Here is a 13,697-nt window from a genome sequence, read left to right on the forward strand (position 1 = left end):
ATGTTTAGAACCTTTGTGGACATGTTCAAGAATAAGGATATTCGTAAAAGAGTATTCTTTACTCTTGGCATGCTGTTTATCTTTCGCTTTGGATCTGCAATAACAGTTCCAGGTGTAGATGTAACGGAGTTAACAAAAGGTATTGAAAATAACTCATTGTTTAATATGATCAACCTGCTGGGTGGTGGAGGCTTGGAACAATTATCTGTCTTTGCGATGGGTGTTGGTCCATATATTACGGCTTCTATCATTATCCAATTGTTGTCTATGGACGTTGTTCCATCCCTAACGGAGCTTGCTAAAGGCGGGGCAACAGGGAAAAAACAGATCGATCGTTATACACGTTATTTAGCTGTTGTTCTTGCGTTTTTTCAGGCAACAGTTTTAGTATATGGGTTCTCTCAACAGTACACTACGTTACTTGTTGGTGGGAATACATGGGCATCTATCCTTTATGTAACAACACTGTTAACTGCAGGGTCAATGTTCCTTTTATGGATCGGAGATCGAATCTCTATGAAGGGTATTGGAAACGGTATTTCCTTCATTATTGCTGCGGGTATTATCTCTCGTCTTCCATTCCAGTTTCAATCTGCATGGGAAACGATGGTTGGTACAAAAATGGCAGCTACTAGTATAGCAGCCTATGGATTATATATCTTATGCTATCTGTTAATTATCGTATTTGTTGTATGGATGCATACAGCAGAACGTAAAATTCCCATTCAATATACAAGTAGCACAGTAACAACTAGAAACAAGGATAACACATACTTGCCATTGAAAATCAATTCCGCAAGTGTAATTCCAGTTATCTTTGCATCTGCCATCATGGTAGCGCCTTTACAGCTATGCCGTATGATTTGGCCAAGTGCTAGTTGGTTAACTACACTTGATCGTTTTATGGGAATGCAGACTGCAGAAAGTCTTGTAATCTATGTAGTACTTATTCTTCTATTTACTTTCTTCTATGCGAAACTACAGGTTGATCCTGAAAAAATTGCAGAGAACTTAGGAAAATCAGGAACTTATATTCCAGGCATTCGTCCAGGAAGTGAGACAAAGGACTACATCAATAAAGTATTAAGTAGAATCACTGTATTGGGAGCTATCGGACTTGCATTCATTGCAGTACTTCCACATGCACTACCTTTGATTAAGAGCATCAATTTACCAGCTAATATGGGAATTGGTGGTACTGGAGTTATCATCGTTGTTGGTGTAGCTATGGAAACTGTAAAACAGATTCAAGGACGCTTAACTCAGAAATCCTATCAGGGATTTATGGATAAATAGAAGGTGAAGCAAATGAATATCCTTATTATGGGAGGACCTGGTGCTGGTAAAGGTACTATGTCTTCGAAAATCGTTGAAAAGTTTAATGTAAACCACATATCTACAGGAGATATCTTCCGTAGTGAAATCGGGAAGCAGACTGAACTTGGCATGATGGCAAAAAGCTATATGGATAAAGGTTTGCTTGTACCTGATGAAGTTGTTAACAACATGGTGAAAAGTTACTTAGAAAAACTAGAAGATAAGAAAAACGGTTTCTTATTAGATGGTTATCCAAGAACTTTGGATCAGGCAAAAGCATTCGATGCATTGGCAAATGGTAGTGAACTTGCAATTGATAAAGTCGTTGCTTTGGACATCGATTTTGAAATATTGTCAGGACGTATTACAGGTCGTCGTATATGCAAAGATTGTGGTGAAATCTATCATGTTACTTCACATCCTTCTACAATTGAAGGGAAATGTGATAAATGTGGTGGAGATCTGTATCAGCGTAAAGATGATACAGTAGCAAGTCTAATTGTACGTTTGGAAGAATACAGCAATCAAACTGCTCCTGTTCTTGCATATTATGCAGATAAGGGCATTGTATCTACGATTGATGCTAGTCAACCTATTGAACGCGTATGGGAAGATGTGCTATCAGCTCTGGAGAAATAGAATGGTGAAAGCCAAGACAAATCAAGAGTTGACATTTATGAGAAAAGCGGGTATAATTGTTGCGCTTGCACATCGTGCTGTAAGTGCAGCAATGAAGCCTGGAATTACGACAAAACAGATTGATGAAATCGTTGAAGATGTTATCAAAAAGAACGGCGGAAAGCCGTCTTTTAAGGGTTTGTACGGATTTCCAGCTGCTACCTGTATTTCTATAAATTCCGTTGTTGTACATGGTATCCCAAACGATACAAAATTACAGGACGGTGACATTGTTTCAGTAGATATCGGTGCCAGTTATCAAGGGTATCATGGAGACTCTGCATGGACATATGCTGTAGGAAATGTGAGTGAAGATGCACGATCTTTAATGAACGTGACCGAAGAAGCCTTATATGAAGGTTTAAAAATGGCAAAAGCAGGGAATCATTTAACTGATATATCTCATGCAATAGGAGAATACGTGTATGCACACGGATATTCCATTCCACGAGATTTTGCAGGGCATGGTATTGGAACTTCTGTCCATGAAGATCCGACAGTTCCAAATTTCGGTTCTGCAGGTCATGGCGTTCTTTTGAAAGAAGGAATGACGTTGGCAATTGAACCTATGGTTCACGCAGGCAGACCACAGACAAGAATGATGAGCGATGGTTGGACGACAAAAACCAGAGATGGTAGCCTTGCCGCCCACTATGAACATACAATCGTCATCATGAAAGATGGGTATGAAATACTTACCGTATTAAATAAGGAGGAACATCCAGATAATGGGTAAACAAGATGTTATTGAAATTGATGGAGTAGTAATCGATACTCTACCAAACGCAATGTTTAAGGTGAAACTCGAGAACGGACACGAAATTCTGGCTCACGTTTCTGGTAAAATCCGTATGCATTACATCCGCATTTTACCAGGGGACCGTGTAACTGTGGAGATTTCACCCTACGATTTAACACGTGGGCGTATTACATTCCGACATAAATAAGTCGTGAATAAGGAGGAAAACGCATGAAAGTAAGACCATCTGTCAAACCAATGTGCGATAAGTGCCGCATTATCAAACGTAAAGGCCGTGTTATGGTTATTTGCGAAAATCCAAAACATAAACAAAGACAAGGAAACTAATGGAGGTGTAATGTAAAATGGCTCGTATTGCAGGTGTTGACTTACCACGCGATAAGCGTGTTGTAGTGTCATTGACGTACATTTACGGAATCGGACGTCCTACAGCAGAAGAAATTCTAGCGAAAACAGGAATCAGTCAAGATATCCGTGTAAAAGATTTAAGCGATGAGCAGGTAAATGCTATTCGTACTGAAGTAGATGCTGTCAAAGTTGAGGGTGATCTACGTCGTGAAGTTCAATTGAACATCAAACGTCTGATGGAAATCGGATGTTACCGTGGAATCCGTCATAGAAGAGGATTACCAGTTCGTGGACAACGTACAAAAACAAACGCACGTACTCGTAAGGGTCCAGTGCGCACAGTAGCAAATAAGAAGAAATAGGACGATAGGAGGAAATTAAATAATGGCAAAGAACGTAAAAGCGGGCGCTCGTAAACGTAAGATCCGCAAGAATATTGCTCGTGGATGTGCTCATATTCACTCAACTTTTAACAATACCATCGTTACTATTACTGATGAAAACGGAAACGCTGTAGCATGGTCAAGTGCAGGAGCATTAGGGTTCAAAGGTTCTCGTAAATCTACACCTTTTGCGGCACAAATGGCTGGAGAAGCTGCAGGTAAAGCAGCAATAGAGAATGGTATGAAAGCAATTTCAGTGAATGTGAAAGGTCCAGGTCCTGGACGTGAAGCAGCTGTAAGAGCATTACAGGTAGCTGGACTTGAGATTTCAATGATTAACGATGTAACACCTATTCCACATAATGGATGTCGTCCACCAAAACGACCACGTGGTTAGTAGTAAACCTAAACTGAGGAGGTAATTATGCAAAAATTCGAACGTGCACATTTTGAAGTAAAAGAATATATTGATTCAGAACATTACGGTAAGTTTGTATTTGAACCTTTAGAAAGAGGTTTTGGAACAACTATTGGAAATGCACTAAGACGTGTTTTGCTCTCCTCTTTACCAGGAGCTGCCGTATTTTCAATTAAAGTTGATGGTGTTTACCATGAGTTTACTTCAATTCCAGGAATTGTAGAAGACGTAACGGCAATCATCCTAAACATTAAAACGCTGGTTATGAAAATTCAGGACGATGAGATTTATACTCTTCGTATCTCTAAACAGGGACCTGGTGAAGTAACTGGGGCTGACATTATCTGCCCAGAAGGAGTAGAAGTACTAACACAGGACTTACATATCTGTACTCTTGAAGAGGGTGGTATGTTGGAAATGGAACTACAAGCTCGTAATGGACGTGGTTATGTGAGTGCAGACACAAACAAACAGTTATATCAATCACCTAATCAACCATTAGGTATTATTTATACAGATTCAATTTATACACCAATTGAAAAAGTGGCATACAATGCTGAACCAACTCGTGTTGGTCAGGATGCACACTATGACAAAGTTACTTTGGAAATTTGGACCGATTCTTCCATCTCTCCAGCAGAATCTATTGCACTTGGTGCTAAGATTTTAATTGATCATTTAGAATTATTGACAAATGTTCATGAAGCTGTGAATGATATGGAATCTGTGATGAAAGAAGCACAGGGAGAAGTACAGAACAAAGGACTTGTTATGATGATTGAAGATCTTGACTTATCCGTACGTTCATACAACTGTTTAAAACGTGCAGGAATTCAAACTGTTGAAGAACTGACACAAAGAACAGAAGATGAAATGATGAGAGTAAGAAACTTAGGTAAGAAATCATTAAAAGAAGTAAAAGATAAGATCTATGATTTGGGATTAAACTTCAAATCATACGAATAAAATACTCGCAAGGGAGGTTAATGACCAATGTGGAATCGTAAATTAGGACGTACTGCTGATCACCGTAAAGCATTGTTCCGTAACATGGCTACATCAGTGATTGCTAACGGACAGATTGAAACTACTGAAATGAAGGCAAAAGAACTTCGCTCAGTTGTTGATGAACTGATTACTTTAGCGAAACGTGGAGACCTGCACGCTCGTCGTCAGGCTGCTGCTTTCGTACGTGATGTTGTAGTTAACGAAACAACAGGACAGACAGCATTACAGAAATTATTTGACGAAATCGGACCTGCATATGCAGAACGTAATGGTGGTTACACTCGTGTAATTAAAACCAGAGTTCGCCGCGGAGACGCAGCGCCAATGGCAATCATTGAATTAGTTAAATAATCTAGATAGCATCGTGTATATATACATGGTGCTTTTTTCTATTCTTATTTGCTCTATAGAATGGAACGTGCTAAACTTATGGGTATATATGAGGAGGATGTTAGATGAAACAAAGAAAAATGAGGATGATTATTATCTGTATAATTGTTGCTATATGCATCCTTGGAATTGCAGGGTATTTACTAACAAAAAAAGATACATCATCCATTACATTTATTGAGAATGATGTGATAGAATATGGGGATCAAAACAGTAGTTCAAAAAGCCTTGTTGAAGACACAAACGCTACGATTACTTCATATCCTAAAATCAATGTAATGAAGATTGGGAAACAGACACTGACATATGTAGTAAAAGATGGTTCCTCAACAAAGGAAATTACACATGAAATTACAATTAAAGATACAAAGAAACCAAGTATTGAATTCAAAGAAGAAGAAGTAAGCTGCTTATTCGATAGTGAGTTTCATCCAGTATTAAACATCCAATCTATAAAAGATCCAGTAGATGGAGAATTACAATATCATGAGAGTTCAAAAAAAGGGAGCTATCAAGTTACTTCTAATGTGAATACTTCAAAAGAAGGAAGTTATACAGCAGAGGTAACCGCAATTGATAAGAATGGCAATAAAGCTAAGAAAAGCTATAAGGTAACAGTAAAAAAAGGTACACAAGGAACATCTCAAGAAATACAACCTACCTATATCAATGGCATACTCATTGTGAATAAGAAGTATGGTTTACCAAGCAGTTTTGGAGAAATGGATTCGAGTGCTTATGCAGCGCTACAGAATCTTCAAAAAGAAGCGCAAGAGGCTGGTTATGATATACCAACACTCTCCGGTTTTCGTACCTATGATACACAAGTAACGTTATATAATAACTATGTAGCGCGTGATGGAAAAGAAGCCGCAGATCGTTATTCTGCACGTCCTGGTTTCTCTGAACACCAGAGTGGCTTATGTTTTGATATTGGGGCGATCGATGATAATTATGGAGAAACGCCTGCAGGGAAATGGTTAGAAGAAAATTGCCATAAATATGGATTTATTATCCGTTATCCAAATGGAAAAGAAAATATTACAGGATATATGTATGAACCATGGCATGTACGCTATGTTGGAGAAACAGTTGTGACTACGATTATGAGTAAAGGAATCACATTAGAAGAATATTTAGGAGTAAATGGATAAAATGGAGAATGAGACAAATAATTTAATACAAGAAGTGGAACAATATGCAGTCGATAACAACGTTCCTATTATGATGCAAGATGGGCTAGAATTTATGTGTTCTTTTATTCATGAACACAATATTAAATCTATTTTGGAAATAGGAAGTGCTATCGGATATTCTGCACTACGTATGGCAATGTTAGACAAAGATATACGCGTTGTAACGATCGAAAGAGATGAAGCTCGATATCAAAAAGCAAAAGAATATATAGAACGTAGCAAATACGCAACTCAAATCACGTTATTATATGGAGATGCTTTAGAAGCACATATCGAAGGAGAGTTTGACATGTTGTTTATCGATGCTGCCAAAGCGCAATATATCAAATTTTTTGAGCGTTATGAAGGCAATGTGAAACAACATGGGTATATCTTATCTGATAATTTACAATTTCATGGGTTTGTAGAACATCGCGATCGTAAGATGTCTAGAAATCTTCGTCAATTGGTTGGCAAAATTGAACGCTTTGTAGATTACTTAAAAACCAGAGATGATTATGACACACAATTCCTAGAAGATGGGGATGGTATTGGAATTAGTAGAAAAAAATAGTTTTCATGTATTAACTATAAGGTTTTGTGATACAATATAACCATAGAAAGATAATATTAGAAAGTGGTGACTTATATGAAAAAAATAATACCTGTATTAGCAATTCTTGGTGGTGCAGCAGCACTTGCTGCATATAAAATTAAAAAGGATGAGCAGAAAAAAATCATCGATCTTGATGAAGGTATGCTTTATGATGAAGCATTAGCAGAAAATGAAGATGATCCAGTTGAAGAAGGTCCTATCAGTGATCCTACTTCTTGTTGTGTAGAAGATGTCAAAGATAAGATTAAAGACACTTTAGACAGCGCTGATGAGGCAATTGATGAAGCAAGCGATAAAGTGGAAGCTTTTGCGGAACATGCTTCAAAGAAAGTAAAAAAGGCTGTAAAGGATGCAAAGGAAGTATTTCCAAATCTTTTAGAAGAAGAAATCAATGAGTTAAAAGATAAGGCAAAAGCAATCATGGAAGATATGCGTGCACAAGGTGATGTTCACGAAAACGAACGTCCTGTACAACACACTGTTCATTTTGATGCTGTTGAGGATGCTGAGAACTTTAAAAACAAAATCATCAATAAAGGATATGTTGTAAGTGCTGGTGAAACAGAACTAGAACTTCTTGTACTTCATATCGCTCCACTAGACGAAGTGAAATTGATTGCGAACATTTTATACATTGTAAATGAAGTCCGTGCAAATCATGGAACTTACGATGGATGGACAAGCAAGATAACTTATTAAACATGGAAAATTCCATGTTTTCTTTTTTTCTATAAACATACTTGAGAATTATAGAATTAGGATATTGCGATTTTTTTACTTTCCTATATAATAAGAGGATATAGGGAGATGAGGGAAATGATTAAAAAGCACTTTAATTTTTTCACGATGTTTGTAAGTGGCGCTTTTTTTTGTGTTCTCGGCGTCTCTTTTCTTTTTGATAGCTTGTCTATATGGAACTGGCTCTATATTACATTAGTTGCGGGTATTTCAGGAGTCGTTGTCATTAAAATCTTTAATATGTTCTTAAACTATAAAAAGATTAAAAAAAGAATTTCACAATGGATGGATATCCTTATTTGGATTGTAGTACTAATCGTTTCATTTTCTGTTCCAGAATATTTTTATGCGATATTACCTAGACTAGTGGGTGGATGGATTTTGCTTCATGCGATTGTAAAAATCATTGTTTTGAACATACGTAAAAAAGATAAACTACCCGTACAAATTCATAGTATTTTATTCTTGATTGGTGATTTAATCATGTGTTTCTATTTATTGATTGCGCCTGATAAACATACGACAGTTATTAATTGGTTTACAGGGGGATACTTCATTATTTATGGAGGAAATGTTTTACTGGATATGATTCGTGAAATATTACCAACTGGTTCAGGAGAAAAGTTAGATCATAAAATACAATTATCCGTACCTCCAATTTTATCTGTAATCATACCACCTCATCTAATGTCTACGCTATTAAACAAAGATAAAGAAGATCAAATCAAAGAAGAATTTGAGGCCATTAAAGAAGATATACCGGTAGATATGGAAGTGCTTATTCATTTAGCCGCAAAGGGACCAGCGATGTTTGGACATGCGGATTTGGTGTATCGTGGGATGGTCATATCCTATGGGTGTTATGATCCTCATAATCGTCGGTTGTTTGGTACGTTAGGAGATGGGGTAATCATCATCGCGCCACGTGATTCCTATATTAAGAATTGCCTTGAGAATGAAGGGAAAACTTTAGTTAGCTTTGGGGTGTCTTTGAATACAGAACAAAAGAAATTACTGAATGAACGATTATTAGAAGTATTTTCTAATTTGGTTGATTTCGAAAGTGATGAACAATTAAAACAAAAGAATCTTCCAATTCAAGGCATTTGTGATGATTATATTAGTAGGGTAACAAGAACTTCACCAGAAGCACTGTTCTATAAAATCAAAGAAGGAAAGTTAAAAACATTCTTTGTGTGTTCTACAAATTGTGTGTTCTTCATGTCCAACATATTAAGTGTCATAGGTTTAAATTTGTTTGATTTAAGCGGTATTGTATCACCAGGAGCATATTATGACTTTTTAAACAAACAATTTAAAAGTAATAAAGGATTCATTGTTTCTAGAAAATTATATCGAAAAAAAGATGCACATTTGTTTTCAAAGCGTAAGGGTTTGTAATACGGTCTCATTCGTTGTATAATAATAAGGCTTTGAGGTGATGAAAATGGAAAAGATAAGAGTAGAAAATCTAACCTTTTCTTATGATAGAGAAAGAAACGCAGTAGAAGGTGTTTCTTTTCATATTGAGAAAGGCAGTTATACGACAATCATTGGACATAATGGTAGTGGGAAAAGTACGATAGCAAAATTGATCACTGGACTATTAGAAAAAAGTGATGGAAAGATCTTTGTAGACGATGAAGAATTAACGGTTGATAATGTGTACGATATACGCAATAAAATTGGAATTGTTTTTCAAAATCCTGACAATCAGTTTATTGGTGCAAGTGTCGCAGATGATATCGCGTTTGGTTTAGAGAATCATCAGGTAGCAAGTGAAAAAATGCAAGAGATTATCGAACGTTTTGCGGATAAGGTCAAGATGAGTAAATATTTGTTAAGTGAACCTACGAAATTATCTGGTGGACAAAAACAAAGAGTTGCCATTGCGGGTGTTTTAGCAATGTCTCCTGAAATCTTGATTTTTGATGAATCCACTAGTATGTTAGATCCACAAGGAAAAGCAGAAATCAACGAACTTATTCAAGAAATTCATCGTGAAAGTAAAATCACAATCATCTCAATTACGCACGATATTGAAGAGGTGGCAACTGCAGATTACGTCATTGTCATGGATGATGGACATGTTGTTATGGAAGGAAAACCAGAAACCATATTGTTGCGTGAAGAGGAACTAATTGCGCTTCAATTGGATATCCCTTTCGCATTAAAATTTACAAACGCATTGAAGAAATGTCATATTCATATAGCAGCATGTACAACAATGGAAAAGGTGGTGGATGAAGTATGTCAATTACGTTCAAACAAGTAGAACATACATACAATCCTGATTCTCCTTTTTCTTATGCAGCATTAAAAGGAATCGATTTAGATATAACAGAAGGAAAAGTAACCGCTGTTATCGGAGAAACTGGAAGTGGAAAATCTACACTTGTTCAGCATTTAAATGCACTTCTTTTACCAAGTGGTGGAGAATTACAAGTTCTAGATAAAACCATTACCGCAAATGTAAAACCAAAAGATTTAAAAAGCTTACGTAAACAAGTAGGACTTGTGTTTCAATTTCCAGAGTATCAATTATTTGAAGAAACAATCGCAAAAGATGTTAGCTTTGGACCTAAGAACTTTGGTGTAAGTGAAGAAGATGCATATCTTCGAGCAAAAGAGATTATAAAAATTGTAGGCATGGATGAAAGCTACTTAGAAAAATCTCCATTTGATTTATCTGGAGGACAAAAAAGAAGAGTCGCAATCGCTGGTATTTTAGCAATGGACCCAAACGTATTAGTACTTGATGAACCTACCGCTGGATTAGATCCACAAGGTGCACAAGATATGATGGCACTCTTTGTACGTATGAATAAAGAATTCAAGAAAACAGTTTTAATTGTTACGCATGATATGGAACATGTTCTTCATTACTGCGATGAAGTAATCGTAATGAAAGATGGTAAAGTGAAAACTAAGTGTGATGTACAATCTTTCTTTGAAGATGTTTCTATATTAAAAGAATTGGAGATTAATCCACCAGCTGTCATTCGTCTTCGTGAAGAATTGATTAAAAACGGATTTCATATCGACACAAAGATATTGGATATCGATGAACTTGCGGCTGCGGTTGAAAAAGAGGTGAATCCTCATGAATAATATTGCATTAGGTAGTTACCTTCCATTAGATTCACCAATACATAAAATGGACCCTCGTGCCAAAATATGTGCGATGTTACTAATGATGATTGCGATTTTTTTACCAGCTGGATACATTGGTTATGTTGTATTAGGCATTTGTATTGTACTAGTGGCAATTCTAGCAAAACTAAAAATCAAATTCTTATGGCGAGCTATGAAGCCAATGTTATTTATGTTAAGTTTTTTATTGATTATCAACTTAATTGTAGTAAAACAAGGAGATGTCTTATTTTCAATTGGTAGCTGGGATATTTATAGTGGTGCTATTTCACAGACTTTATATATTGTGGTTCGATTAGCCTTAATGATTATGATTACCACAATATTAACAGCCACCACAAAACCCTTAGAACTTACATTAGGAATCGAAGATTTATTAAAACCATTTCAAGTAATTCACGTACCAGCTCATGAGATTGCGATGATGATTTCTATAGCGTTACGTTTTATTCCTACATTAATCGAAGAAACACAGCGTATAATGAAAGCACAGGCATCTCGTGGTGTGGATATGGAAAATGGGAAATTAATCGAAAAAGTAAAAGCGATTCTTTCTTTGATTGTTCCATTGTTTGTTTCTGCCTTTCAAAGAGCAGAAGATTTAGCCTATGCAATGGAAGCGAGAGGGTATATTCCAAATCGTCCTCGTACACGTTATAAACAATTGAAAATGACAGGACGTGACTATATATTACTTGTAGGTGTCTTTGTTATCCTAGCACTTACTATCGGTATTGCGCTATATGTCTAGATTCAAAGCGATTGTAAGTTATGATGGTTCTCGATACGGTGGATGGCAAAAACAACCCAATACTCATTCTATCCAAGAAGAGATAGAATTTGCGTTAGAGAAGATCAATGGCACCCCTACACCTATCACAGCGAGTGGTAGAACGGATGCACTTGTTCATGCGATTGCGCAATGCTTCCACTTTGATGCTGTTAAAGAACTTGATGGAGATCACTGGAGACAGGCAATCAACTCCCTTCTTCCTAAAGACATACGTATTCAACAGATAGACAAGGTTCATGATGAATTTCATGCACGATTTGATTGTGTTGGAAAACGTTATGATTATTTAATTACGCATGATGTACTCAATCCATTCCTAGAACAATATATGGGAAAAGATCGAAAGATTTTGGATGTTGCCTATATGCAAGAATGTGCAAATGTATTTATTGGCACCTATGACTTTACAAGTTTCACAAGTAATAAAATTGACCCAAGAAAGCCAAGGATCAAAACTATAACACGTGCTGAAATCCTACAAGAAGATAAATCTGTACGTATGATATTTGAAGGCAATGGATTCTTACGTTATATGGTAAGAATGCTAGCAGGAACACTCATCGAAGCTGGAAAGCATCGTATTTCTAAAGAAGATGTTGAACAGATGCTACATGCGAAGGATAAACATGTATGCCGTTATAAAGCGCCAGCCCAAGGGTTGTATTTAGTAAAGGTTGATTATAAAGAAGAGTAATCTTCTTTTTTTGTACTATATGTATAATAAAAACGCGTTTTCAATTTCTTACACTTTATGGTATAGTATACCTATAAATTTTATACTAATTAACAAGGAGGTACTATGCGGAAAACAAATTATCATACGCATACAAAAAGATGTATGCATGCATCAGGAGCAGATGAGGAATATGTAGTAAGTGCAATAAAGAATGGTTACAAAGAACTGGGATTTTCAGATCATACACCATGGAAATATGGAAGTAATTATGTCGCTCATATGCGAATGAAACTTGCACAGTTCGACGATTACTATGCATCCATAGCAAGTTTAAGAGAAAAGTATAAGGATCAAATTTCAATTAAAATAGGATTGGAATGTGAATACTTTCCCAAATACATGCCATGGTTAAAAAACTTTATAAAAGAAAAAAGCATCGATTATATTATCTTTGGGAATCATTATTATAAAACAGATGAAAGACAAGTTTATTTTGGGACTGCATGTGAAAGCGAAGAAATGATGCGCTATTATGTAGATGAAGCTATTGAGGGAATGGAAACAGGATTATATTCTTATTTATGCCATCCAGATTTATTTATGAGAGGGCACCGTGTATTTGATGATATTGCGAAACGCGAATCAAGAAGACTATGTGAAGCCGCAAAAAGACTTAACATTCCTTTAGAATATAATTTAGCTGGTGCACAATATAATGATATTATGAATACTATGCAATATCCACATACAGAGTTCTGGAAGATTGCGGCTGAAGTTGGGAACACAGCCATCATTGGTGTTGATGCTCATGAGCCTGCTGCTTTGGAACATGATAAATATCGTAATCAAGCACTTGCTTTATTCGAAGAACTACATATGAATGTTACGGATACGATTAAATTTTTTGACTCTTCTAATAAATAGAGGAGTTTTATTTATATCCTGTAAACAACTTGATGAAATAAAGGTGTACTTCCATAATAATCACCACGATATTGTTAATAATTAGATGATATTTAAAACAAAAAAACATCATTATTTAGTTTTGTCCTATGCATAAAAAAGGTTATAGAATAAAGCGTTCATGAAAAAAGGAGGAATCTTGCAAAAACACAAAGTTTTTGTGTCAACCGTTTTTGAAAATGTCTCAAAAAAGATGAAACATAAGCGAAAATAAAATCTCTCACTAAAATGGCAGATCATCATAGATAAAGGCATTATCAGTAATCGGTGATGAGGGAATC

Annotated in this window: 18 protein-coding genes; all 18 read left to right on the forward strand. The window is 36.1% G+C overall.

Annotated elements, in window-relative coordinates; translation table 11 throughout:
• Entirely contained in the window at nucleotides 1-1,296 is a 1,296-nt protein-coding gene (secY, locus tag ACWG0P_RS14955) for a preprotein translocase subunit SecY (RefSeq protein ID WP_455791414.1), read from the forward strand.
• A gap of 12 nt (nucleotides 1,297-1,308) precedes the next feature.
• The gene (locus ACWG0P_RS14960) at nucleotides 1,309-1,956 is read left to right on the forward strand and encodes an adenylate kinase (protein WP_455791413.1); all 648 of its coding nucleotides are present in this window, start codon (nucleotides 1,309-1,311) and stop codon (nucleotides 1,954-1,956) included.
• Nucleotide 1,957: 1 nt separating this feature from the next.
• Nucleotides 1,958-2,731, forward strand: a complete 774-nt coding sequence (gene map / locus ACWG0P_RS14965) for a type I methionyl aminopeptidase (RefSeq protein WP_455802403.1) — start codon at nucleotides 1,958-1,960, stop codon at nucleotides 2,729-2,731.
• Complete coding sequence (gene infA / locus ACWG0P_RS14970; protein WP_455791410.1) at nucleotides 2,724-2,942, forward strand: translation initiation factor IF-1; 219 nt, start codon at nucleotides 2,724-2,726, stop codon at nucleotides 2,940-2,942. The genes map and infA overlap by 8 nt, the downstream gene beginning before the upstream one ends.
• Before the next feature lie 23 nt (nucleotides 2,943-2,965).
• A complete protein-coding gene (gene rpmJ / locus ACWG0P_RS14975) occupies nucleotides 2,966-3,082 on the forward strand; it encodes a 50S ribosomal protein L36 (protein ID WP_455791408.1) in 117 nt (38 codons plus the stop codon).
• Nucleotides 3,083-3,099: 17 nt separating this feature from the next.
• A complete protein-coding gene (rpsM, locus tag ACWG0P_RS14980; protein ID WP_455791407.1) occupies nucleotides 3,100-3,465 on the forward strand; it encodes a 30S ribosomal protein S13 in 366 nt (121 codons plus the stop codon).
• A 22-nt stretch (nucleotides 3,466-3,487) separates the two neighbouring features.
• Nucleotides 3,488-3,883 (forward strand): 30S ribosomal protein S11, encoded by a 396-nt coding sequence (rpsK, locus tag ACWG0P_RS14985; RefSeq protein ID WP_455802404.1) that lies wholly within the window; start codon nucleotides 3,488-3,490, stop codon nucleotides 3,881-3,883.
• Nucleotides 3,884-3,910: 27 nt separating this feature from the next.
• The gene (locus ACWG0P_RS14990; protein WP_455791405.1) at nucleotides 3,911-4,870 is read left to right on the forward strand and encodes a DNA-directed RNA polymerase subunit alpha; all 960 of its coding nucleotides are present in this window, start codon (nucleotides 3,911-3,913) and stop codon (nucleotides 4,868-4,870) included.
• Nucleotides 4,871-4,897: 27 nt separating this feature from the next.
• Entirely contained in the window at nucleotides 4,898-5,263 is a 366-nt protein-coding gene (gene rplQ / locus ACWG0P_RS14995; protein WP_455802405.1) for a 50S ribosomal protein L17, read from the forward strand.
• 104 nt (nucleotides 5,264-5,367) lie between these two features.
• Nucleotides 5,368-6,456 carry a D-alanyl-D-alanine carboxypeptidase family protein gene (locus tag ACWG0P_RS15000; RefSeq protein ID WP_455802406.1) on the forward strand — a complete coding sequence of 363 codons (1,089 nt, stop codon included), beginning with the start codon at nucleotides 5,368-5,370 and terminating at the stop codon, nucleotides 6,454-6,456.
• Complete coding sequence (locus ACWG0P_RS15005; RefSeq protein ID WP_455802407.1) at nucleotides 6,449-7,051, forward strand: O-methyltransferase; 603 nt, start codon at nucleotides 6,449-6,451, stop codon at nucleotides 7,049-7,051. The genes ACWG0P_RS15000 and ACWG0P_RS15005 overlap by 8 nt, the downstream gene beginning before the upstream one ends.
• 75 nt (nucleotides 7,052-7,126) lie before the next feature.
• On the forward strand, nucleotides 7,127-7,792 hold the full coding sequence (locus ACWG0P_RS15010) for a ribonuclease E inhibitor RraB (RefSeq protein WP_455791400.1): 666 nt from the start codon (nucleotides 7,127-7,129) through the stop codon (nucleotides 7,790-7,792).
• Nucleotides 7,793-7,909: 117 nt separating this feature from the next.
• Entirely contained in the window at nucleotides 7,910-9,232 is a 1,323-nt protein-coding gene (locus ACWG0P_RS15015; RefSeq protein ID WP_455802408.1) for a hypothetical protein, read from the forward strand.
• Between the two features lie 46 nt (nucleotides 9,233-9,278).
• Nucleotides 9,279-10,106, forward strand: a complete 828-nt coding sequence (locus ACWG0P_RS15020; protein WP_455791398.1) for an energy-coupling factor transporter ATPase — start codon at nucleotides 9,279-9,281, stop codon at nucleotides 10,104-10,106.
• Nucleotides 10,082-10,942 (forward strand): energy-coupling factor transporter ATPase, encoded by an 861-nt coding sequence (locus ACWG0P_RS15025; RefSeq protein ID WP_455791397.1) that lies wholly within the window; start codon nucleotides 10,082-10,084, stop codon nucleotides 10,940-10,942. The genes ACWG0P_RS15020 and ACWG0P_RS15025 overlap by 25 nt, the downstream gene beginning before the upstream one ends.
• Entirely contained in the window at nucleotides 10,935-11,735 is an 801-nt protein-coding gene (locus ACWG0P_RS15030; RefSeq protein ID WP_455802409.1) for an energy-coupling factor transporter transmembrane component T family protein, read from the forward strand. Before ACWG0P_RS15025 ends, ACWG0P_RS15030 begins: the two co-directional genes overlap by 8 nt.
• Nucleotides 11,728-12,471: a tRNA pseudouridine(38-40) synthase TruA gene (gene truA, locus ACWG0P_RS15035; protein WP_455802410.1), complete on the forward strand. Its 744-nt coding sequence runs from the start codon at nucleotides 11,728-11,730 to the stop codon at nucleotides 12,469-12,471. Before ACWG0P_RS15030 ends, truA begins: the two co-directional genes overlap by 8 nt.
• A 105-nt stretch (nucleotides 12,472-12,576) precedes the next feature.
• Nucleotides 12,577-13,377, forward strand: a complete 801-nt coding sequence (locus ACWG0P_RS15040; RefSeq protein WP_455802411.1) for a histidinol-phosphatase — start codon at nucleotides 12,577-12,579, stop codon at nucleotides 13,375-13,377.
• The last annotated feature ends 320 nt before the right edge of the window (nucleotides 13,378-13,697 follow it).

This window comes from Amedibacillus sp. YH-ame6 (assembly GCF_053848845.1).